Below are 22,337 nucleotides of genomic sequence, written 5' to 3'. Positions count from 1 at the left end.
ATTCAGTTAAAACTTATTAGTCTTCAGAAGAAGCACTTCTTTCAAGCGGTAGACACATGGTAAAGCATGCGCCGTCGCCTTCTTCTGATATCAATTCCAGTCGGCCTTCATGTGCTCGACATACCATTTGTACAACCGCTAAGCCTAGACCTGTACCTTGTGAACGAGTGGTAAAGAAGGGTTCCATTATTTTACCTTGAAGCTCTTTCGGTACGCCGGGGCCACTGTCTTGCACTGATATCTTAAGCTCGCCATTTACGGGCCTAAAAAACACATCGATCTGCGATTCCTTACCCGCAATTTGAACCGCGTTCAACACTAGGTTGCTTAACGCTGAGGCGATAGCATTGGCGTTGCCGAACATTTGAGTCTGTTCGCCCTCAACTTCTTGGCAATAATCAATCTGGTTAGTTTTCAATGCCGCTTCCACCATAGGGTGAAATTCAGTGATCAATTCAGCCACAGTAAATGGCTTAACGACTTTGTTGTCACCACCTTTGGCAAACAACAGCATGTCGTTCACTTGCTTCTCTAAGTCATGCAATCTATCCATAAGCTTAGATTGAAAACGCGTTTTTGTTGCCGGCGGCAGATTTGGCGCGGCAAGGTTTGATGCATACAGCATCGCACTTGAAAGCGGCGTTCGCACTTGATGGGCAAGCGAGGCCACCATTCTACCTAATGAAGACAAACGCTGAAGATCACTCACGCGAGACTGCAATAGTCGGGTCTCGGTCAGATCGGTAATCAAAATCAGCTGACCCGTGGTAGAGGCTGAAATCGCCAAACGCACTTTTCGCCCGTTCTTCAATGAGATCTCATGACCGTCATCGTCTTTTGGGTCAAAGGCACTTTGAATCACTGAAAACCACTTCTCGCCAACCAACTCAACACCAAGAATACGATGCGCTTCAGGGTTCGCTTCTCTCACTTCGCCGTGTGTATCTAACAAGATAACCCCAGCTGGCATCACGTCGAGTACTTGCTTATAGCGCTCAACCTGCTGTTCAACAGAATCTAGGTGTGATTGATTTTCTGGTTCGTTAGATACGCGCATGTCAAAAATTTGCCTCAAATACTAAAACAGCCTGAGACGTACAACACGAGTCAGGCTATTTGCTATATTTATCACATAGTTAAGCAAGCAACAACTCGACTATGGTTTATCTGTTCACTTAGCTAGAGTTACCAAATAGCTAAAAAGTGTGTGCTAGTTTTTCGTTTTCATCGAAAACTGGACACTATCGCTGCAAGTTATATTTACGCATTTTTTCAACCAGAGTGGTTCTACGCATTCCAAGCATGTCAGCAGCACGAGCAACAATGCCGCCCTGCGCTTCCAAAGCTTGGTTAATCATGTTCACTTCCATATCCGCCAACAGCTCTTTCAAATTAACACCTTCTGGTGGTAACTCTTGAGGCGCATTCGCGTTATCGGCAAGATCATCTTGCTGGTCAAAGCTGAAATCTTCTGAGAACAAATCAGAAAGTGCATCACGTTCTTGCTCTTCTTCCGACACAAAGCGATTAAACTCTGGCTGGAACTCAGGGATATCGCTGTATCGATATTTAGTTGGCAGGTGATTCACATCAACCAAGCTGTTTGGATACAAGATAACCATTCGTTCAACCAGGTTCGCTAGTTCACGAACGTTACCTGGCCAGTAATGCTCCATCAAAGAGTTGATAGCACGAGCCGTGAAACAGATAGGCATGCTGCCTTCCGCTTCCATTCGAGTCATCAGCTCTTGAAGCAACAGTGGAATATCTTCTTTACGATCTTGAAGCGCCGGCATTTCAATCGGGAATACATTTAAGCGGTAGTAAAGATCTTCACGGAACGAATCATCGTCGATCATATCTTCAAGGTTGCGGTGGGTTGCCGCAATCACTCTAACATCAGCTTGTATGGTGCTATTGCCACCTACACGCTCAAAGCATCGCTCTTGCAGTACTCGTAGCAGCTTAACTTGCATCGCCATCGGCATATCGCCAATTTCATCAAGAAACAGTGTGCCACCTTCAGCCAATTCAAAACGGCCTTTACGTGCGGTAATCGCCCCAGTAAATGCGCCCTTCTCATGACCAAACAGTTCACTTTCAAGCAAATCAGGTGGAATCGCGCCACAGTTTACAGGAACAAAAGGCCCTGAACGACGTTTAGAGTGATAGTGAATGTTACGCGCTACGACTTCTTTGCCTGTACCAGATTCACCAAGAATCAGCACGTTCGCTTCCGTAGAAGAGACTTGTTCAATTAAGTGACGTACTTCTTGAATGCCAGCACTTTGTCCTACTAGGCTGCGAAACAGGGTGTTCTTGCGTGCCGAAGACACAACTTGAACACCTTTGCGGCCTAAGAAGTCTTTACAGTGTCTTAATGCATCACTTAATTGCGGGTAGTTAAGAGGAAGTTCAAGCTCACCAACATAGTTAGTCAACTCGTCAACCGGGTGATTGTTTTTGCCAATCACCAGTAAAGGGATGTGATTGGCGTGAACAAGCTTCTCATTCAGTAATGCGTTGAAGCCTTTACCTTTAATGGTACCAATAATGCAGCCGGCCCACTGTAGTGACCAGTCAACTTTACGTGCTTGTTCAGAGCTGATTACTTCGCAGCTCTCTCCTACAAACTCTAATATTGTGCTTAAATTGTGACGATCTTGAGCGTTATCGTCGACGACAAGCAGTTTTGCCAAACCTTGCATAAGTAGGAATTATTGCCTTTATTTTGGTGCGATGCGGAAAAACGGTGAGCAACGTAGTCTATAAAACAGTGAGATGTATCAATGATTATGGTCTACGTGGACAAATTTAGGAAATCAGCAACGAAAAAAGCCATTAGGCTATCTAATGGCTTCTATTTTATTTGATTAAAAAAATAAGGCAACCAACCAATTAAGGGATATGAGATTGGTTAAAACTGCAATTTTTCTTTAAATACCTACGTCAGCGGACGTCAAGTTGTGATATTCGTTCGGAATTTGGTCCCAAGCGCTCTTAATTTCGCGAATAATATCGATAACATCATCAATAGGCTGTGGGTCATTTTTGTGATTTGCCGCAGAAATTTGCGTGATCATGAACTCATAAAGTTGATCTAGGTTTTTCGCAATATCGCCACCATCGTCCATAGATAGGCAACTACGTAGGCTAATAATGATATCTAGAGCCTTACCAAGTCGCTCACCTTTCACTGGGATGTTGCCTGCTTGCATTGCCGCTTTGCCTTGAATCAAACGCTCGATAGCACCGGCCATTAGCATTTGTACAATCTTATGCGGTGAGGCAGCCGTTAGCTGACTATCCACTGATACCTTTTTATATGCCTGTAAAGAACCGCGCATAGTAAACCTCTTCTATAAAAACTTTTTGTATTGTTGAACTGATTTAGCGCCGTGACGGTATTTATGTAGGGTCTTACCTACTCGACTCGTCTCAGACTGCATCAATTCGACTAATTTTCTGGTTCTGGTAATGGCTTCAAACCATTCAGAACTTTGCTTAACGTCGGGATGTGAGTCGATTATTTGAAGCACGTTTTGCAATAACTGTTCTCTGTTATCGACAAGCTGCGTTATTTCTTCAGCATTAATTTCACTAAATTCCAGTTTAGAGATAATTAGTTGATCGAGTTCACAAAGCTCTTGTAGCTGGCTATTCATCTATTAGCCCAACGCATTCATCATACTGCCCAGCTGAGATTGCATCTTACTGGTCGCATCTTGCATGGCTGTGAACTTAGAGTGGGTACGGCTCTCTAGGCTGTCCATGCGGCGATCTAGTGCGCTTTGGTCATCAACCAAGCGGTAGTTTTGCTCGACTAAGCTCTTTTCTCTAGTACGAATCGAACCTGTGATACCAGTGATACCTTGAATCGCATCTTCCACTTTTTTGGCGAAACCGTTGTTGCCGCCAAAGAACTCACCCAACTTATCGAAGTTATTATTAAGTTGACGATCAAGCATGTCGTAGTTAATTTCTAGCGAGCCTTGCCTTGTGGTCGTGATACCAAATTCAGTCAATGACTTGAGATTAGCAGGCGCGCCTTCAATACTTGATGAGAACACCCCTTTCAATCGCGAGTCGGCATTACGCACGGTACTGTCACCAGACAGCGGGCCTTTTTGGCCAGTCGTTGGGTCAACACCCGCCAAGTTTTTAGACACTTGGTAAAACTGATTATAAGAATTAACAAAAGCTTCAATGTCTTGGCGAACACTATTACGGTCGTACTCCACACCAATTTCTGCCGACGGCTTATCTTTTGGCGTTTTTCCTTTCACCGTAATATCAATACCTTCAATGGCATCTTCAATTACATTGTTATTACTAGAGAGTTGAGCAACACCATCTAGGACAACCATAGAATCTTGGCCAGCCTGAACTTCAGTCATTCCACTATAGGTATCAAAAGATTGCTGTGCTTGTTCAAGGTCTGCTTGCGCTTTATCGACCTTCTCTAAGAGCTCGCGCTCTTCGGGTTCTAATTTGGCACGCTCAATTTTCTTGGCTTGCTCTGCGGTGAGTTCGCCTTTTTGAACTTTCTCAGCCAACTCCGCTTTTTCTTGTGAAATCTTCTCTTCGATACGCGCTTGCTCAGCCTCAAGCTTTTGTTGGGCTTCTTTCGGTGTCACGTATGAATCGGTCAGAGTACCTGAGGCAGCATTTGACCACCCCGGCACATCGGGTGCCTTCTCTATCGCTTTTTCATCAAGCTCAAGTTCTGGTGTGTAGTAAGAATCTAAAAGCGTACCTGACGCGGTTTCAGTCCAACCAGGGATATTGTCTTCAGGCATCACCGACTTTGCCGCTTGAGCTGCGTCTAGGGCAGCTTGACCGTCGGCTGCGGCTTGCTCACCGTAGCTGAGACTTTGAGAGTCTCCGTCAACATCTGAAGTAGAATCGGTTTGAGCTGCAGGGATGATATTGCCATCTTTATCGAGTGTTTCATTCGCATTTGGGTCATCGTTAGCGATCACTTCATCGATGAGTTCGACGGCTTTTCCTGCAGGGGTTAGAGCTAGAATATCTTGAGCAGCAACGCGCGCTTTCTCTAGCGCTTTAACACGTTCTTCAAGCGTTTTGTATTCGAGTTTTTTCAGGGGATTGGCAGCATCTGACTCAACATTAATGCTGATTTGCTGATCTGAACCAGACTGGTTCGAGGCAATAATAAGTCTTGGGCCTTCGACATCGTTGATAATAGATGCACGAACGCCTGGGTTGCTATCTGCACCGTTGATACCACGAACAACTTCGATAAGTCTCGATCTGTCGCCAACTTGCACATCAAAGCTGTCATCACCAAGCGAAATCTGCAGCTTACCTGGGCCAAATTTCATGTCCTCTGACAGTACATCAGAAGCCACTTTATGGCTTTGGGCAAGCTGCAACACATCGATGGCATATTTGCCAGCGATCGCTTCGGTAGTCGCGGTTGCAGAGACAAGACCTTCATCGGTACTTTCGACTGTTCGCACAGCAAAAGCTTTTTCCTGACGAAAGTTTGTCATCAGGTTTTTCATCGAATCAAGGGATTCTCTGAGTCTTCCATAGGCACTAATGCTGGTATCGATTCGCGTTCGTTCATTGTCGATTCGTTGCTGTTTAGGTACACGCTCCGAATCAACAATTGTGCTGACCATGGAATTGATATCCATGCCAGACGAAATCCCCATTGGGCCAAAACTCATTAAATCACCTCAATAATACGACTTAAACCTTCACCTCAAATATTCGACTATTCGAGTTTTGGGCTGCTAGGCGTCTTAGAATTTCAAGCATTTCTTCATCAGGGATCTGGCGAATAATATCACCGGTTGTGGTCTCATAAATGGTAACCACATCTCTCCCAGATTCTTCATCGACCTTAAAAGCCACACCTTTATTGAGAGAGGAGATAAACTCGTTTACCTTCTCCACCATTTTGACTCGCTCTTCATCATTTAACTCTTGTCTATGTTGAGCTAATTGAATCGCCGCTTCAGTAGCTTCCTCTTTCGATTTCTCTACCTTGCCATAAGATGTTGCTTCTTTTAGTCGCGAAATACTCGACGCACTACTACCTTCATCGCTTGCAATTTTAATGCCATTAGGTGAGCCATAAGGCTGGATGTTCGATGCGTTAGATGGTATTTCCATAACACTCTCCCTCCCTCCTTTATGAGCCAAACAGTAAAACTCTACCTAAAGTAGAGTTTACCGCTACTTACCGAGGTAAGTTTAGCCCAATAAGCTTAGAGCTGCTGATGGTGACTGTTTTGCTTGAGCTAGGATAGAAGTACTCGCCTGTTGTAGGATTTGAGACTTCGTCATAGCTGTTGTTTCTTTCGCGTAATCGGTATCTTTGATACGGCTCTTAGACGCATTAACGTTTTCGTTGATGTTGTCTAAGTTGCTGATTGCATGGTCAAAACGGTTTTGGAAAGCACCTAGAGAAGCACGTTGGCTATCAACAGATTTTAGAGCACCATCAATGATAGATACTGCTTCGTTTGCACCTGCAACAGAAGTTACGTCGATATCGTTAACGGTAACGTCTTTACCAGCACCGATACCTAGTTCGCCCGCAAGGCTGCCGCCAAACTCAACATCACCTTCAACTTTTTGGCTTGAAGCGAAAAGTTGCAGTTTACCGCCTTCACCCACAGACGCTTTAACGTCTTGGCTTTGACCATTGATGTAAGTTGCTAGCTCTTCGATATCGTTGCCTTCTTTAGCAGAGATAGATAGCTCTTGCGCTTCACCAAACTTATCGTTGTATTTGATTGTTAAATCAGCACCCGCACCTACACGCCAAGAAGCATCTTTGCCTTCTGTAACGCCGTAGCTCTTACCACCCATGTCTTGAGTGTCGGTGCGCATGTTCCCCATAGAAAGCATTACCGCCTCACCAGAATCTGCACCGATTTGGAAAGATTGACTACCGTAAGTTCCGTTAAGAAGCCTGTTACCACCAAAAGAAGTTGTTTCAGCAATACGGTTAAGTTCTTTGTTCAGAGCAGAGACTTCTTCTTGGATCGCAACACGTTCAGATTTGCTGTTTGAACCATTTGAAGATTGAAGAGAAAGGTCACGCATACGTTGCAGAATGTTGGTTGACTCATTCATTGCACCTTCAGCTGTCTGTGCAATAGAGATACCATCATTCGCGTTTTTCACAGCCATATCTAGGCCACGGCTTTGCGACGTTAAGCGGTTAGAGATTTGTAGGCCTGCAGCATCATCTTTTGCGCTATTGATTTTATAGCCAGAAGACAAACGCTCCATTGATTTTTGAGTACCTTCAGCCGCGCTATTCAGGTAGCGCTGAGCCGTCATTGCAGACACATTAGTGTTTACATTAATCGCCATAGTTGATCTCCTTTAGGCATTTTTTAATGCACTTATGTGACTCTCACCTCACACAAATACATGTCAATTTGTTTATGCACCAGTGTCTCTCTCACCTTACATTGGTACATATCATTTCTCTCAATCCCTTTAACGGCCCCTTAATTAGAAGCTTTAATAAAAAATGCGATTTTTTTCGTATTCTTTTCAACAACAAAGAAAAGTGTGATCAGGCTTCAATTAATAGGGCGACATTCGCTAAAGTTGCCCCATTATTTAAGTTAATCAGCGTAGTGTTGAATATAAAGTCAGAAGAGATCCCTGATATCTCGTTCTACTCGATTCTGGGGTGACGAAAGACTGCTTCGATGTAGTAAGCGAGGAAACCATCATTTCCCAATTCCCGTCACTCCCTACAGTGAGGAGCGAGCGTGATAGGGAATCTCGCTTTCCAATCAACGACCAACACCAAAACTCCCCCCTTCTCCAAATTGCAGGCAATAAAAAACCCAGCCGAAGCTGGGTCTGTTTAGCGCTCATCTCTCACCACGAGCTAATTTGTGGAAGCCTAACGTTGACGCTTATAGTCAACGTAGCTTTTTAATCGATTAACCTAGTAGGCTAAGTGCCGAGTTCGGAGCTTGCTTCGCTTGAGCAAGAATCGAGCTTGAAGCTTGAGAAAGGATCTGAGACTTAGTCATCTGAGTCGTTTCTTTCGCGAAATCGGTATCTTTAATACGGCTCTTAGATGCGTTAACGTTCTCGTTAATGTTGTCTAAGTTGCTGATAGCGTGGTCGAAACGGTTTTGGAAAGCACCTAGCTCAGCACGGTGGCTATCTACATACTTAAGTGCCGCATCGATAATAGCTACAGACTCTTGTGCGCCGCCAACTGATGTTACGTCGATAGTATCAACCGTTACGTCTTTGCCAGGTTGCATGCCTAGTTCGCCAGCCAGGCTGCCAGAGAATGCCACTTCGCCTTCAACCTTGTTGTTACCAGTGAACATTTGTAGCTTACCGTCTTCAGTTACAGACGCTTTAACAGAGTCTTGTTGACCGTTGATGTACGTTGCTAGCTCTTCGATGTCGTCACCCGCTTTTGCGCTGATGTCGATTTCTTGTGCTTGACCGAAGTTATCAGTGAACGACATTTTTAGGTCGTTAGAGCCTGCTTGAACGTTCCAATCTTTATCTTTCGCGTTCTCAGTTTGGTAGCTCTTACCACCCATCTGAGCGTTATCAGAGCGCATGTCTTTCAGTTGAAGCATTACCGCTTCACCGTTGTCTGCACCGATTTGGAATGATTTAGTACCGTGAGTACCGTTAAGCAACTTGTTGCCACCAAAAGACGTCGTTTCCGCGATACGGTTCAGTTCGTCGTTCAGCGCTGTTACTTCTTCTTGAATCGCTACACGCTCAGATTTTGAGTTTGAGCCGTTTGAAGATTGTAGAGACAAATCACGCATACGTTGCAGGATGTTAGTCGTCTCATTCATTGCACCTTCAGCTGTTTGTGCAATTGAGATACCGTCGTTCGCGTTACGTACAGCAACATCAAGACCACGACTTTGAACGTTCAAACGGTTCGAGATTTGTAGACCCGCAGCGTCATCTTTTGCGCTGTTGATTTTTGAGCCAGAAGCTAGACGCTCCATTGATGTTTGTTGTGCGCTGTTTGCGTTGTTTAGGTAACGTTGCGCTGTCATCGCTGAAACGTTTGTATTTACATTCACTGCCATGGTGATTTCTCCAATTGATTTTCCGGTATAGCGGTTTCCGACGTCTCGGAAAACCAAGTAGTTCTCTCAAAGTTACTTTTAATAACGGCGCGAAAATCAGAAGCTTTAGAAAAACTTTCAAAAAACCACAAAAAAAATATTAATCTAATATTTATCAACAACTTAATTTTCATCATTTTCTAATACAGCGATAGATTTCAATTGGAAAAAGATCTTAATCTGTTCAGAAAGCGTACGAACCGCCGTCTAAATGGCTCAAGGTCGAGAAATGATCAATCGCCAAAGATCTCTGACTTACGCAAATCTTGTGTAATAGATGACATTATTTGTCGTGAAGAAGAACCATCAAATAGAGATTTGGAAAAGGTAGTGCGAGAAAGTTCACAGGAAAATAAATAGCAAAAACAAGAAATACAGAAAGGAAAAAGCCCCTTTTCCTTTGAGAGAACCGGGGCTAGTTGGCGCGTCAGAGCCTGTGTGGAGATCATCGAGAAATGAACACATTTCCGACTTGCCGTTGCATTCTTACTGCAAAAATGGATAGCAGGTGAGAGATGAGAGAGCTAAACATTCAATAGTAAGTATGCTTGCCAGTTTCCCTTGCTGCATGGCTCACGTCTGAACACGAGCAGCAAGTTCAACCAATAACTATTGCAATAATGACATTGCAGAGTTAGGCAACTGTTTTGCTTGAGCAAGTATTGAAGTACCTGCTTGTTGCAGAATTTGTGATTTGGTCATTTGCGTCGTCTCTTTCGCAAAGTCCGTATCTTTGATTCGGCTGTTTGAAGCGTCTACGTTCTCTTGTACGTTTGCCAAGTTATTAATACTGTGGCTTAGACGGTTCTGTTTTGCACCCAAATCAGCACGCTGTGAATCCACGTACTTCATTGCAGAATCAATCACGCTGATCGCGTTCTGTGAACCCGCAACGCTGGTTAAGCTAACATCTTGAACCGAGGTTGCGCGGCCTTCACTCTTAATACCTAGCTCAGACGCTAGACCACCAGAGATCGACATTGGGCCGTCAAGGTCAGGTTCAGCAACGAACAGTTGAATGCGACCATCATCAGTAACCGATGCGTTCACAAGATCAGACTGACCATTAATGTAAGTCGCAAGCTCTTCGATATCATCGCCCGCTTTGGTATTGATATCTAAAACGATGTCTTCACCCGCTTTGGTTTTGAATTCGAACTTAAGATCGCTCGCTGTTGGCGGCACTTCCCAGTTCTTATCTTTCGCGTTTTCTGAATCGAACGTAGTACCACCCATACGGTAGTCATCTGCACGGATACTTGTCAGAGCCATGATCATTGCTTCACCAGAGTTAGAACCGATCTGGAATGAAGCTTCACCGAATGAACCGTTCAGTAGACGACGACCACCAAACGATGTGGTTTCCGCAATACGGTTAAGCTCATCTTGAAGTGCCATTGACTCTTCGTTCAGTGCAGTACGCTCTGCCGGCGAGTTAGTGCCGTTTGATGATTGAATCGCTAGATCACGCATACGTTGTAGTACGTTAGTCGATTCGTTCATCGCACCTTCTGCTGTTTGAGCAATCGAAATACCGTCGTTGGCATTACGCATTGCCACATCAAGACCACGAGACTGAGCGGTTAGACGGTTCGAGATTTGCAGACCTGCCGCATCATCTTTCGCGCTGTTGATCTTGTGACCAGATGACAAACGCTCCATAGAAGTCGCTAAATCATTAGATGCTTTATTCAGGTAACGCTGTGCTGTCATAGCAGATACGTTAGTGCTTACATTGATAGCCATTTTGCTCTCCTTATGAGTTCGCAAAGTTTCTGCGAAGCGGCCAGCTTTACTCTCATATGGATAAGCACTGACCGTGTATTACTCGATAAACCCTATACAAGGTTTAAGATCTGTATTAATCATTTATAACCAACACAGATACAAGTTGTATGCCAAGTTTAATATCATATAAATAATTTTTTAATTATCTAAAAATCAGAAGCTTACAAACAACACTGCGCAATTATGATTTTCTACTATTAGAAGATGAAAAACATTCACCTTCCTTATTGCCGTTTTTTGCCGCTATTCTAGAAACATCATGCTTCGTACAAAAAAGCGGCAAACTGTGGCGTCATTCGCACGTATGGCATAGCACATACGGCAAGGAATCAACGCCATGGTGATCGACAAGCCACCATTAAATACCGATTGATCGTTAAATATAGTTAAACAAGGTCAGGTCTTTGGTTTTGCCAAACGCTTGTTGAGAAGCTTGTAGTGCTCGAGAGTTTTCATTGAACTCAATGATCGCTTTCGAGTAATCCAAGTCTTCAAAGTTGCTTTTTGCTTTTGCTAAAGACAACTTGAAATCTTCATGTTGTTGCTCTTGAATATCCAAAGTACTCAAGCGTGCACCAACATCGGTTCTTGCCTTGGTCAAATGGATAAACGCAGCGTGGAACTCTTCAGTTACTTGGTGCAGTTTCGCTGTTGCTGATGCATCCGATACCGGGTTTTCAGCCTGCTCAGCAGCCTCTTTGAACGTATCAAAGATAGAGAAAGTCTCTCGTGGTTCTAAGGTGATCGAATCACCTTTAGTGATTTGGCCTTTGATTTGAATATTCAGCCCTTCATAAACAATGCCTGTCGAAGGATCAAAATCTTCTGCCGCAACCACTGCGCCGTCTTTTTCAAGCTGATAAGCGAAATTGCCCGTCTGCATGTCGACAAACGTCACTTTATAAGTAGACCCATCTTCATCGCTGTTGGTCGCACGCCCGAGCAATAACTCAGACGCAGGTTCAAGCTCGTACTGAGGTTCGTAGTCACCGAACGGGTTGTCTATTTCCATAAACATCTTGCTGCCCGGATCATTCATTGCCATTTCAAAGCTGCTTGCCACACGCATCTTGCGTTGGTAGTCATCACCTTGATATGTCACATTCCCTTCGTTATCTCGAAAGAAAGGCTGATTTTTCGGCTTAGTGCCTGCAAACGTGTAGTTACCCGACTCATCTTGAGAGTTGGCTAAATGCAGGAAGTTATTCGCCAGTTCTTGAATTTCACGCTTCTTAGCTAAACGGTCTTCCGGAGAAAGCGCACCGTTGATCATTTCCATCACGGTTCGTTTTGCTTCATCAGCAAAGCCTTCAGTGTTAGAAACCAATACTTCATGATGCTCAAGACGGTTTCTGACTAGAGTAATCGCATCGACATACTGTTTAAGCTGTTCTGACTGCTGACCAATGTTCTGTAAATAGTGCGTCGCTAATGGGTCATCACTTGGCGACTGTAACTTCTTACCCGAAGCAAGTTGTGCTTGGTTGTGATGCACCTTGTTCTCTTGACGGCGCAAGTCGTTTTGTACTGACTGATAATTATGGAAGCTAGAGATACGATTCAACATTTATACCTTCCTATCTCAGAGCCAAAATAGTGTTAAACGTATCGTTGGCTGCTTGCATGATACGTGAAGAAGCCATATACGCTTGCTGAAATTTCATCATGTTTGCCGCTTCTTCATCGAGGTTTACTCCCGAGATAGAAGCAATACGTTCTTGAGCCGACTGTTTTTCTAATGTCGCAATATCACTCAGGCGATTTGCCGTTGAAGACTTCAAGCCCGTATTAGTATTCAAGTTGTGGTAAAGGTCTAAAATCGTAGACTCACCATCATTCAACAGCTTTCCTGTTTGAAGATCTTGTAGCTTACGCAGGTTACCGTTGTCACCTTCTGATGGGACAAGGTTTGCCGTAAACTTATCATTTGCCACCGCACCGGGTGTGAGCTCAAACGTTGTACCGTTGATGGTCACTGGCCCTTGTGGCGGATACGGTTGAGGCTGCATTAAAATGTTACCCTTCGGATCCGTCACAGCAAACTGCTCACCTTTTGGTGAGACAATCACTTCAAACTCACGCAGTTGACCTGCTTCTAGGATTTTAAATCCCGCTGTACCCTTGGCAAACGTGGTCGATGCCTCATAACTTTGCGCAGCAATGTCTTTCGGGTCTTTGGTTTCCATATGAATCTGCGCAGCAAAATTACGCGTTGGACGCAGTAACAGTTTCTCTCCTAGTTCAGGAGGGTTACGTACTTCCACTCGCATGCCATCAAGATAAAAAGCACTACCGCTAGAGTCGGTCGCCATCTTAACGGTCTCACCGTTCGGCTTAGTCACGACATAATCACTGCCATCGTATTTCAGTCCATACTCACCGCCTTTTAAGGCAGAAGTATCATCAATGTATACCGCAACATCGGCTTTCGATTGCCCGCTAGCCGTGACACGAGATTTTGCCACCAGCTCTGAGTTCACGTCGGTAAACAAGTCCTTACCTACGTTGCCGTTAAGATCCAAACCTTGTTCTTGAAGACTATTGACCTCATATGAAAACGCGGTCGCCAAACGACCAAGCTCATCCATGATTGCTGGGATATGTTCGTCACGCATGTCTAACATGGCGCCGATTTTTCCGTCGATATCACTGCTGGTGATCGGTTTTAAAGACTTACCTTCAACAATCGCTAGGCGGCGCTGATGTGCATCGGGTAAGCCATCAACCATCTTCAGCTGACTCGCTTCACTACCAGAGACCAAGGTATGGCCATTACCAATATGGACATTAAACCCTTCGGCATTTGAGCGTGGTGTCACCGTAACTTTGGTGTAACCAGAAAGCTCATTAATCAACTTTTCATGCTGATCTCGTAGGTCATTATGAGGCCCAGGAGTTCGCATCATTAAACGCTGAACATCACGGATCTCGTACGCAAGTTGGTTAACTCGCTCGATACCCATATCTAATTTTTTATTCGTAGAATCAGACTGTTGACGAACTGTTTCATGAAATTCATTCAAGGTTTTAGTTACAAGCCCTGCTTTCTCTAACACGACCTTACGCGCACCCACATCATTTGGGGTATCGGCGAGAGTCTTAACGGAATCAAACCATTCGTTGAGGTTTTCTGGAATCTTCTTTGAAGCGACCGACGACAACATGCTCGACAACATATCGAGGTTGGCTTCGGTATCGCCTTTGTTGGCGGCATTGGTTGTCGATAAGTTAAGTTCTTTGACGGCAAACTGATCCCAAGAGCGGCGAACATTTTCCACATGTACCCCCATACCGTAGGATTGCCCACCGTACTGGCGCGGGTCATTCACACCTTGAATCACAGACTGGCGGCTATAGCCCTCTGTGTTAGCGTTAGAAATGTTATGACCTGTGGTGTTGAGCTGTCTCTGAGCCGTAAGAACACTTTGTGCCCCTACATTCAGAAGATCCGACGCCATAATGCCCCCAAAAAACTTAACAAAACCAGAATGAACTGATTAACTACAACCGTATATTACTAAGATAATTGCAATATATGTGCCAACAAAAACAATAGGAAATTAAAAGACGATAATTTATCGAAGTGTAAGGAGATAACTATGGATTACGCGTAAGAACTGAAGGGGCGGAGAAGAAAAGAGCCTGCCAGTAGCAAGCTCTCTATGTTGATTTATGACGCTAGTTCATCTCATCAATCTTGGCTTTAACTCGTAAAACCTTGTCTGCATAGTTAGGGTCAGTTGCGTAACCAGCCTGATGAATACCTTTGATGAAATTCTCTGAATTGCCTTGATGCTGTAGCGCCGTTTCGTATCTTGGATTTTCGTTCAAGAACTTCACGTAATCATTAAAGCTATCTTCGAAATTAGAGTAAGAACGGAAGGAAGCTGACTCTTTAACGGCGGTTTTGCCATGGAACTCAAGAGTTTGAGTCGCGACCTTATCGCCCTTCCAACTTCTATCTGCTTTGATGTTAAATAAGTTATTGCTGTTGCCCAAAGAGTTCTTAACCATTTTAGAACCCCAACCCGTTTCAAGGGCAGCTTGTGCCAATAGAAGAGACGAGTCCACACCAAGCGCACTTGCCGCTTTTTCCGCGTAAGGCTTCATTGAGGTCACAAACGATTCTGGAGAATCAAAGGATACTGGCTGTTTTGCTGCTTGCGCAGGTTGAACGTCTGACGCTCGCTCTTCCGAACGGCCTGAATATTGCGGTCTTTGCAATGAAGCATCAAAGCCTTCACTGCGAACCTTCTCTTCAGACGTATCGCTTGCTTGGCCAGCGCTTAGTTGAGCCACGATCATATCTGCAAGACCTAACGAACCTGAAGCGCTTAACTCACTCGCCATTTGGTCATCTTGCATCTGACGATAGAACTGCTCGTTCTGGCTGTTCAACATATCCGACTTAAAGCTCGAGTTAGCATCGCGCATTGACTTAAACAACATCGAGGTGAAAATCGATTCAAACTGTTTTGCCGCCGCGGTTAATGCTTCTTTCTCGCTACCTTCTTCACCGTTTACCGCTTGTTGACGAAGGCGGTCTAGGCTACCGATATCGTGAATAAAGCCGATGTCATTGTTATTTTTAATCATGCTTTACCCCTTCTTAGATAATGATCAATTGGCCTTCAATTGCACCCGCTTGTTTCAGTGCTTGAAGGATTGCCATTAAATCAGAAGGTGCAGCGCCCACTTCATTGACTGCGCGTACCAAATCGTCCAGCGTTAGGCCAGGTTCAAATTTGAACATCTTACCATCGCCTTCCGTGATTTCGATATCAGAATCAGGGACCACTACCGTTTGGCCACCAGAGAATGCATTCGGTTGGCTTACGTTTAGATTTTCTTTAATTGCAACCGTCATACCACCGTGGGTGACCGCCGCCGCTTTTAGGCGAACGTGCTTACCAACCACAATCGTACCTGTACGAGAGTTGACGATGATTTTTGCAGAGCCTTCAGCAGGGTCGAACTCGATGTTTTCGATAGCCGACAAGAATGCTACACGCTGGCTGATTTCACGCGGTGCACGAACTTTTACTGAAGTTGCGTCTACCGCTGAAGCCATTTGTGGGCCTAGGAAATTATTAACCGCATCAGCCATACGCTGAGCCGTTGTGAAATCTGATTGGATTAGGTTGAAGGTGATGTAGTCACCACGACCGAATGGCGTTGGGATCTCTTGTTCAACCGTCGCACCGCTAGAGATGATACCAACGTTAGGGTTGTTACCGACAATCTTAGAACCGTCGTTACCTTGTGCACTAAAGCCACTTACCACCAAGTTACCCTGCGCGACCGCATACACTTGACCGTCTAGACCTTTCAAGAAGGTCTGTAGCAAGGTACCACCACGAAGGCTTTTTGCTGAACCGATAGAAGAAACTGTTACGTCAACTTCTTGGCCTTGCTTAGAGAATGCTGGCAGTTCAGCAGTCACAATAACAGCCGCGACGTTTTTGGTTTTTGGCTTAGTGCCGGGCGGCAATTGGATGCCAAAATTTTGCAGCATTGCGTTAAATGTTTGATCGGTAAAGGGAGTTGTCTCACCAGTACCCGGCAAGCCCGTGACCAAACCATAACCGACAAGTTGGTTACTACGAACACCCGCCACTTTTGCCACGTCTTTGATTCGCGCAGCATGGGCACTGGTGGCAAGAAATAGCATGCCGAATAGTACGAGTGTCAGTTTTTTCATTGAGTAACCTGTCTGTATTGCTTTAATTTATAATAGCTTAGCTAAATGTGGCTCAGTGATAGAGGCTGTCAGTATGTCGTCGTCCTATCAAGCTCTACAGAGATACATTAAAGAATCGTGCCAAGAATCCAGGCTCTTGCATATCTTTCTGTACGCCAGTCCCTGAGTACTGAATTCGTGCGTTAGAAACACGGTTTGAAGCAATGGTATTTTCGAAGTCAATATCGTCTGGACGGATGGTACCGCTTAGGCGGATGTACTCATCGCCGGTGTTCAGTGTCATCCACTTCTCACCACGAACCACTAGGTTGCCATTAGCTAATACTTCGATGACTTCAACGGTAATGTAGCCGCTGATGCTGTTACTTTGGTTGGCTGACGCATCACCAGCAAAAGTATTGGTGTTACTCAGATCATAAGAGAAGTTGTACTTGTCGATCGTCAGATCTTGACCACCAACAGCCAGCGGCTCCATTGATGCATCATTCGACTTAGACATGTCTGCGTTGGCTTTTTTGGTCGCTCGAGTATTCTCATCTAGCGCTACAGTGATGATGTCACCAATACCACGAGGCTTTGAGTCGTCATACATGCTGCCAATGTGGTTCACATTAAACAGTGAGCCCGTTGCCGCTGCATAATGCTCTGGCTTCTGCTTGGGGTTGATTGGCGCCCATGCAGGGTCACCAGCAATTGGATCGGTTCGCCCACGAAGCGTGTCAATAATGCCAGAGCTCTCTTGCGCCGACTTATCACCTTCCACAGCATCAACCACTGTGGTTGCATTTTCTTCTGCCGGAGTCTCGATCGGGTCCAGAACAGCACATCCCGACATAGACATAAACAAAGCTAAACAAAAAATACGTTTCATGGCGATATACTCTCAGCAGGCAGTGGTAAATGGGTCAATTAGCAAAAACAGATAGATTAATTAAAAAAGTAAACGGCGAATAAACCAATTACAGCTGTTGGTTAACAAAGCTCATCATCTTGTCTACTGACGAGATAACTTTCGAATTCATTTCGTATACACGCTGAGCTTCAATCATGTTTACCAGCTCTTCGGTTACGTTTACGTTCGATGTTTCTAGCATCGATTGGCGGATGTTACCCAGGCCATCAAAACCCGGTACACCCTCTTGTGGGTCGCCACTCGCGCCAGTTGGCAAATAAAGGTTTTGACCTACTGGCTCTAGACCACCTGGGTTTACAAAGTCAGTAATGGTAATTTGACCAACCACGACGTTGTTTTGCTCGCCACGTAGACGAACCGATACTTCACCGTCGTTACCAACCGTTACCGAGATCGCGTCTTCAGGAATCACAATTTCTGGTTGTAGAGGATAACCTTGGCCCGACGTTACGATCGCGCCTTCACCGTTCAGTGTGAACTGACCATTGCGGCTGTAACCTGTTTCACCGTCTGGCATTTCAACTTGGAAGAAACCGTCGCCTTCAATCATCATGTCTAGGCTGTTAGATGTCGTTTGTGCGTTACCGTGAGTGTGCACTTTTTGAGTCGCGACGACCTTAGAACCGGCACCCAGCATCAAACCACTTGGCAGCTCAGTATTCTGAGACGATTGACCACCCGGTTGATTAATATTCTGGTAGAACAGATCTTCAAATACCGCGCGGCTCTTTTTAAAACCAATGGTTGAGGCGTTGGCAAGGTTGTTCGAAATCGTTGAGATATTGGTTTGTTGGGCGTCTAAACCCGTTTTACTTACCCATAATGCTGGATGCATAGCAATGTCCTTTAAATTCTATTAGCTCATACGAAGCAGTGAATCAGACGACTTGTCCATTTCCTCTGCTGTGCTCATCATTTTGACCTGCATTTCAAACTGACGTTGTAAGTCAATTAGGCTGGTCATTTCACCTACGGCATTTACGTTACTGCCTTCGATAGCACCTTTTAGCAACGTTACCGCTGCATCTGCTTCGTATGCCTGATCTGGGTTTTTCGAACGGAATAGACCATTCGTGTCTTTAAACAAACTTTGGTTGTCTGGACGTACAAGCTTAATACGATCAACCACGGCCAATTCTTCAGCTGGAGCGCCTTGAGGAATCACCGAAATCGTACCGTCTGTACCAATTTCTACTTTGCTGATTGGGATTGGCAGCGTGATTGGTGCATCGTTTTCACCAAGCACTAAGTGACCGCTTGCGTTGGTTAGTAAACCGTTTTGGTCAACCCTTAGGGTACCGTTACGTGTTAAACCTTCACGGCCAGTATTGTCCATCACTGAAATCCAACCATCACCTTGAATGGTAACGTCTAGATCTCGGCCAGTAGTAACCACACTACCCTGAGCGAAATTATGACCCGGACGCTCTGTCATGCTGAAAACACGAGTAGGCATGCCTTCGCCATACGCTTGCATTGAACGTGCCTGTGCTAAATCAGCACGGAAACCCGTTGTACTTACGTTGGCAAGGTTGTTTGCACGTAGCTGCAAAGCTTGCATATTTTGCTTAGCGCCACTCATGGCAAGAAACAGTGCGCGATCCATAATTTTGCTCCAAAAATCATCTTCTGGGGCTAATAAAGCAAACACTGTGCCAATATTTTTAACTGTTATTTATCAATAATTTAAATAGAAAACAAACGAAGATGGGTGATCGTCAAAGGATCATTGAGGAATAATTGTTGCCAGAGGCATTACCGGGCGGCAATAGGGGCGGCAAATAAGAAGACAAACAACAATACCCAATTCAATAACATTGAATTGGGTATTCGCAGATGATTCAAACGCTCGAAACGATTAACGAATCTGAAGAATATTCTGTTGTAGCTGGTTGTGTACTTCTAGAGAACGCGAGTTCGCTTGGAAGTTACGTTGAGCAGAAATCAAATCAACCAGTTCTTGAGTCATATCGATGTTCGACTGCTCTAGCGAGCCGTTGTTGATGCTACCAAATGAACCTTTGTTCGATTCACCCCAGATCTTGTCACCAGAGTCGTTGGTAGAATCCCATTGAGTACCGCCTTTCTTATCCAGACCTTGCTCATTTGGTACACGAACCAAGCCTACACGGCCAAGCATCACGTTTTCACCATTTGAGTAAGTACCTAGAACACTGCCGTACTCATCGAAATCGATTTTTGTTAAGAAACCTGTTGTCGCGCCATCTTCATCAAACTTAGTCAATTCAAACGGAGCGGCAAACTGAGTTGACGAATCTAGACCAAACTTAAGCACTTGAGTTGGATCAGCACCGTTCAAGTCAATTGGGTTCGCGCCAGCACCCAGTGGTTCCGAGTTAATCGGCTGACCATTGTTTAGGCTTGCTAACGTACCGTCATTGTTGAACTTCATTGTGTGACCAACATGACCTTGTGCATTCGTCGCATCACCACCAGTAATGTTGACCGGCTTTTCACCGTTCTCATCTGACATGGTGTAGTACGTTTGCCAAGTGTTTGGTTGAGTCTGATCTTTGAGGTAGTAAGTCGTTAACTTGTAAGACTGACCCATAGAATCGTATACCGTCGAAGACGTTGCACGGTTATAAGTATCAGCATCTTTGAAGTTAAATGCAGCCGGGTCTTTAAGATCACCGTTTGCAGGAAGGTTAACCCCTACTTCAATGTTTTCTGTCTGTTTTGGTTTACCAAACTCAGCAGGAATGTCGAGAGGCTTTGGCGCATAAGAAAGAACTTCCCCCGAGTTTGGATCAACATCGTAACCTAAAAGAAACTCATCATTAGCGGTAACCATGTAGTTGTCTTTGTTTAGGTGAAATGCACCATTACGCGTTAATTCGTTAATCTCTGGCACCATGCGGTCTTTAGATACTGCAAAGAAACCTGTACCACTTACACGTAAGTCCATTGGGTTGTTCGTATAAATACTTGAACCTTCGTGGAACTGTTGCGCCACTTGGCTAGCTTGCGCACCGCCACCTGCCGTCGTTTTTGCGTTAGTGAACAACGAGCTTGAGTAAACATCACCAAACTCGGCACGAGACTCTTTAAAGCCAAATGTGTTCGCGTTCGCAATGTTGTTACTGGTTGTATTAAGGTCTAATTGTGCAGCGGATAGGCCGCTTAAAGCTACATATGACATTCCATTATTCTCCTAATCTATCTAGCTAGCATAGTCACTCAATAAAGAGCTACGCTTTACCAACTTCTAGTACTTCAGCAAGTCGTACTGGCGATGTGAAACCAGCCAGATTGAGTAGTACGTTGCCATCGCCCTTACCAAGAAGCACACTGTTCACGTTCGCATAACTGGAAACTTGGAACTCTGTGTTCTCGCCATCCAGCAAACCCGACGCTTTCACGTTGTATTTACCGGCCGGCAATGGGTTACCGTCTTCGTCTTTTCCGTCCCATTCAACACGTGTATCACCAGATGGTTTAGAGCCGATATCAAATGTGCGAACCAATTGGCCAACTTCGTTCTCAACACGGACCATTACATTGTCCATTGCCTGAGGAAGCTTAACCATTGCCGCCATACCGCCATCACCGGGTTTTACACCTGCCGCACCAGGAACCAATACATCACGCCCAACTAAAGAGGAGGCCTGAAGAGCTTGGTTAGAGGTCATTGATGAATTCAAGCTTTCAAACTGTGTATTCATTTTGCCAATGCCATCTACGGTCGCAAATGAAGCCATTTGCGCAATCATCTGGTCATTGCTAACCGGCTTGAAAGGGTCTTGTTGTGCTAGTTGCTTAGTCAACAAAGATAAGAAGTCTTCTTGTTTAAGATCCTGCTTACCTGTTGTTTCGTCGGGCTTTTTAGCGCCATCTTGAAGACTCTTCAGCTGGTCAACATAGGACAAGCCGCTTTGACCAACATTGTTGTTGATTCCAGCCATGTGCTACCTCCTTATCCTTATTGACCCATCTGCAGCGTACGCAGCAGCATTTGTTTACTCGAGTCAGCAACCTGTACGTTTGTTTGGTACGCACGTGATGCCGAAATCATGTTTGCCATTTCTTCCATAACGTTGACATTAGGCTTGTAGATATAGCCTTCGTTGTTCGCTAATGGGTGATCCGGGTTGTACTCCGCGCTTAGCGGCTTATCGCTTTCCACAATACCTAATACTTTCACAGGCACAGTGTGACCACTGTTGCGTGCTTTATTTAACTCAGCGCCGAACACTGCGTGACGAGCCTTGTAAGTTTCTTCAGCAGAACTACTTACACTGTCCGCGTTCGCAAGGTTGCTCGAGGTCGTATTTAGACGAACAGATTCAGCACTCATCGCAGAACCAGTCACATTGAATACATTGAATAAACTCATCTAATTATTCCCCTTTAATCGCTTTAGTTAAATTCTTGAACTTACTTCCTAAGAAGTCGAGAGAGGCTTGATGCCTAATTTGGTTTTGCATGAAAAGGTTTCTTTCCAAATCCAAATCAACCGTGTTGCCATCTCCTGTATCAGGTTGGGTAGGAATGCGATACTTCGTTTCCCCGTTCACCGTTGTTGAGGCAGAAATGTGCCGACCATCTGTACGGCTAAGACCAATGCTTGCCCCAGAACTTGCCGCTTGCAGTGATTTCTTAAAGTCTAATCCCTTTGCTTTATACCCAGGCGTGTTTGCTTGCGCGATATTGGTGGAAAGCACCTCAGCGTTACGCTCACGTACACCAACTGTGTGCTGGTGAATGCCCAAAGCATTGTCAAAAGAAATAGCCATGTAAACCTCAACTCAAGAACTGACTGTTATGAAATAACCAAAGCAATATATATACCAACTTT

20 protein-coding genes are annotated in these 22,337 nt (G+C 44.8%); all 20 read right to left on the bottom strand.

From position 1 onward, the window contains the following. Window positions 1-16: 16 nt before the first annotated feature. Window positions 17-1,057 (bottom strand): PAS domain-containing sensor histidine kinase, encoded by a 1,041-nt coding sequence (locus AB4486_RS13395; protein ID WP_017060686.1) that lies wholly within the window; start codon window positions 1,055-1,057, stop codon window positions 17-19. A 184-nt stretch (window positions 1,058-1,241) separates the two neighbouring features. Further along, entirely contained in the window at window positions 1,242-2,708 is a 1,467-nt protein-coding gene (locus AB4486_RS13390; RefSeq protein ID WP_372117354.1) for a sigma-54 dependent transcriptional regulator, read from the bottom strand. 228 nt (window positions 2,709-2,936) lie between these two features. Next, complete coding sequence (gene fliS / locus AB4486_RS13385; RefSeq protein WP_004736194.1) at window positions 2,937-3,347, bottom strand: flagellar export chaperone FliS; 411 nt, start codon at window positions 3,345-3,347, stop codon at window positions 2,937-2,939. A gap of 12 nt (window positions 3,348-3,359) precedes the next feature. Beyond that, window positions 3,360-3,665 carry a flagellar protein FliT gene (locus AB4486_RS13380; protein WP_017060688.1) on the bottom strand — a complete coding sequence of 102 codons (306 nt, stop codon included), beginning with the start codon at window positions 3,663-3,665 and terminating at the stop codon, window positions 3,360-3,362. Between the two features lie 3 nt (window positions 3,666-3,668). Beyond that, entirely contained in the window at window positions 3,669-5,696 is a 2,028-nt protein-coding gene (fliD, locus tag AB4486_RS13375) for a flagellar filament capping protein FliD (RefSeq protein ID WP_372117352.1), read from the bottom strand. 22 nt (window positions 5,697-5,718) lie between these two features. Next, on the bottom strand, window positions 5,719-6,144 hold the full coding sequence (gene flaG, locus AB4486_RS13370; protein WP_017060690.1) for a flagellar protein FlaG: 426 nt from the start codon (window positions 6,142-6,144) through the stop codon (window positions 5,719-5,721). A gap of 81 nt (window positions 6,145-6,225) precedes the next feature. Further along, complete coding sequence (locus AB4486_RS13365) at window positions 6,226-7,356, bottom strand: flagellin (RefSeq protein ID WP_102321179.1); 1,131 nt, start codon at window positions 7,354-7,356, stop codon at window positions 6,226-6,228. Window positions 7,357-7,943: 587 nt separating this feature from the next. Next, window positions 7,944-9,077, bottom strand: coding sequence for a flagellin (locus AB4486_RS13360; protein ID WP_048616124.1), 1,134 nt, complete (start codon window positions 9,075-9,077; stop codon window positions 7,944-7,946). 648 nt (window positions 9,078-9,725) lie between these two features. Then, entirely contained in the window at window positions 9,726-10,862 is a 1,137-nt protein-coding gene (locus AB4486_RS13355; RefSeq protein WP_017064128.1) for a flagellin, read from the bottom strand. A 418-nt stretch (window positions 10,863-11,280) separates the two neighbouring features. After that, entirely contained in the window at window positions 11,281-12,471 is a 1,191-nt protein-coding gene (flgL, locus tag AB4486_RS13350) for a flagellar hook-associated protein FlgL (protein WP_017064129.1), read from the bottom strand. A 10-nt stretch (window positions 12,472-12,481) separates the two neighbouring features. After that, entirely contained in the window at window positions 12,482-14,362 is a 1,881-nt protein-coding gene (gene flgK, locus AB4486_RS13345) for a flagellar hook-associated protein FlgK (protein ID WP_017067655.1), read from the bottom strand. A 220-nt stretch (window positions 14,363-14,582) separates the two neighbouring features. Next, window positions 14,583-15,500 (bottom strand): flagellar assembly peptidoglycan hydrolase FlgJ, encoded by a 918-nt coding sequence (gene flgJ / locus AB4486_RS13340; protein ID WP_017064131.1) that lies wholly within the window; start codon window positions 15,498-15,500, stop codon window positions 14,583-14,585. Window positions 15,501-15,513: 13 nt separating this feature from the next. Then, window positions 15,514-16,605, bottom strand: coding sequence for a flagellar basal body P-ring protein FlgI (locus AB4486_RS13335; protein WP_017062257.1), 1,092 nt, complete (start codon window positions 16,603-16,605; stop codon window positions 15,514-15,516). Between the two features lie 94 nt (window positions 16,606-16,699). Continuing rightward, entirely contained in the window at window positions 16,700-17,476 is a 777-nt protein-coding gene (gene flgH, locus AB4486_RS13330) for a flagellar basal body L-ring protein FlgH (protein WP_017066181.1), read from the bottom strand. An 88-nt stretch (window positions 17,477-17,564) separates the two neighbouring features. Continuing rightward, on the bottom strand, window positions 17,565-18,353 hold the full coding sequence (flgG, locus tag AB4486_RS13325) for a flagellar basal-body rod protein FlgG (RefSeq protein ID WP_017062259.1): 789 nt from the start codon (window positions 18,351-18,353) through the stop codon (window positions 17,565-17,567). A 21-nt stretch (window positions 18,354-18,374) separates the two neighbouring features. Beyond that, on the bottom strand, window positions 18,375-19,124 hold the full coding sequence (locus AB4486_RS13320; RefSeq protein ID WP_372117350.1) for a flagellar basal body rod protein FlgF: 750 nt from the start codon (window positions 19,122-19,124) through the stop codon (window positions 18,375-18,377). A gap of 252 nt (window positions 19,125-19,376) precedes the next feature. After that, window positions 19,377-20,681, bottom strand: a complete 1,305-nt coding sequence (flgE, locus tag AB4486_RS13315; RefSeq protein WP_017062260.1) for a flagellar hook protein FlgE — start codon at window positions 20,679-20,681, stop codon at window positions 19,377-19,379. Window positions 20,682-20,730: 49 nt separating this feature from the next. Then, complete coding sequence (gene flgD / locus AB4486_RS13310; RefSeq protein WP_010439286.1) at window positions 20,731-21,444, bottom strand: flagellar hook assembly protein FlgD; 714 nt, start codon at window positions 21,442-21,444, stop codon at window positions 20,731-20,733. Window positions 21,445-21,461: 17 nt separating this feature from the next. Continuing rightward, on the bottom strand, window positions 21,462-21,875 hold the full coding sequence (flgC, locus tag AB4486_RS13305; protein ID WP_004736176.1) for a flagellar basal body rod protein FlgC: 414 nt from the start codon (window positions 21,873-21,875) through the stop codon (window positions 21,462-21,464). A gap of 4 nt (window positions 21,876-21,879) precedes the next feature. Further along, window positions 21,880-22,275, bottom strand: a complete 396-nt coding sequence (gene flgB / locus AB4486_RS13300) for a flagellar basal body rod protein FlgB (RefSeq protein WP_004736175.1) — start codon at window positions 22,273-22,275, stop codon at window positions 21,880-21,882. Between the last annotated feature and the right edge of the window lie 62 nt (window positions 22,276-22,337).

It is taken from the genome of Vibrio sp. 10N.222.55.C6 (genome assembly GCF_041473395.1).
Classification (GTDB): Bacteria; Pseudomonadota; Gammaproteobacteria; order Enterobacterales; family Vibrionaceae; genus Vibrio; species Vibrio crassostreae_C.
Note: the sequence above shows the minus strand (reverse complement) of the source record. Positions and strands in the feature narration are given on the sequence as shown.

Coding starts and splice junctions, on each gene's coding strand:
- flgG (WP_017062259.1), bottom strand. CDS start 18,353: ATGCATCCAGCATTATGGGTAAGTAAAACGGGTTTAGACGCCCAACAA.
- AB4486_RS13320 (WP_372117350.1), bottom strand. CDS start 19,124: ATGGATCGCGCACTGTTTCTTGCCATGAGTGGCGCTAAGCAAAATATG.
- AB4486_RS13335 (WP_017062257.1), bottom strand. CDS start 16,605: ATGAAAAAACTGACACTCGTACTATTCGGCATGCTATTTCTTGCCACC.
- flgK (WP_017067655.1), bottom strand. CDS start 14,362: ATGGCGTCGGATCTTCTGAATGTAGGGGCACAAAGTGTTCTTACGGCT.
- AB4486_RS13360 (WP_048616124.1), bottom strand. CDS start 9,077: ATGGCAGTGAATGTAAATACAAACGTTTCAGCGATGACAGCGCAACGT.
- AB4486_RS13390 (WP_372117354.1), bottom strand. CDS start 2,708: ATGCAAGGTTTGGCAAAACTGCTTGTCGTCGACGATAACGCTCAAGAT.
- fliS (WP_004736194.1), bottom strand. CDS start 3,347: ATGCGCGGTTCTTTACAGGCATATAAAAAGGTATCAGTGGATAGTCAG.
- flgH (WP_017066181.1), bottom strand. CDS start 17,476: ATGAAACGTATTTTTTGTTTAGCTTTGTTTATGTCTATGTCGGGATGT.
- flgD (WP_010439286.1), bottom strand. CDS start 21,444: ATGGCTGGAATCAACAACAATGTTGGTCAAAGCGGCTTGTCCTATGTT.
- AB4486_RS13355 (WP_017064128.1), bottom strand. CDS start 10,862: ATGGCTATCAATGTAAGCACTAACGTATCTGCTATGACAGCACAGCGT.
- flgC (WP_004736176.1), bottom strand. CDS start 21,875: ATGAGTTTATTCAATGTATTCAATGTGACTGGTTCTGCGATGAGTGCT.
- flgL (WP_017064129.1), bottom strand. CDS start 12,471: ATGTTGAATCGTATCTCTAGCTTCCATAATTATCAGTCAGTACAAAAC.
- flgE (WP_017062260.1), bottom strand. CDS start 20,681: ATGTCATATGTAGCTTTAAGCGGCCTATCCGCTGCACAATTAGACCTT.
- AB4486_RS13395 (WP_017060686.1), bottom strand. CDS start 1,057: ATGCGCGTATCTAACGAACCAGAAAATCAATCACACCTAGATTCTGTT.
- fliD (WP_372117352.1), bottom strand. CDS start 5,696: ATGAGTTTTGGCCCAATGGGGATTTCGTCTGGCATGGATATCAATTCC.
- AB4486_RS13380 (WP_017060688.1), bottom strand. CDS start 3,665: ATGAATAGCCAGCTACAAGAGCTTTGTGAACTCGATCAACTAATTATC.
- AB4486_RS13365 (WP_102321179.1), bottom strand. CDS start 7,356: ATGGCGATTAATGTAAACACTAATGTGTCTGCAATGACGGCTCAGCGC.
- flgJ (WP_017064131.1), bottom strand. CDS start 15,500: ATGATTAAAAATAACAATGACATCGGCTTTATTCACGATATCGGTAGC.
- flgB (WP_004736175.1), bottom strand. CDS start 22,275: ATGGCTATTTCTTTTGACAATGCTTTGGGCATTCACCAGCACACAGTT.
- flaG (WP_017060690.1), bottom strand. CDS start 6,144: ATGGAAATACCATCTAACGCATCGAACATCCAGCCTTATGGCTCACCT.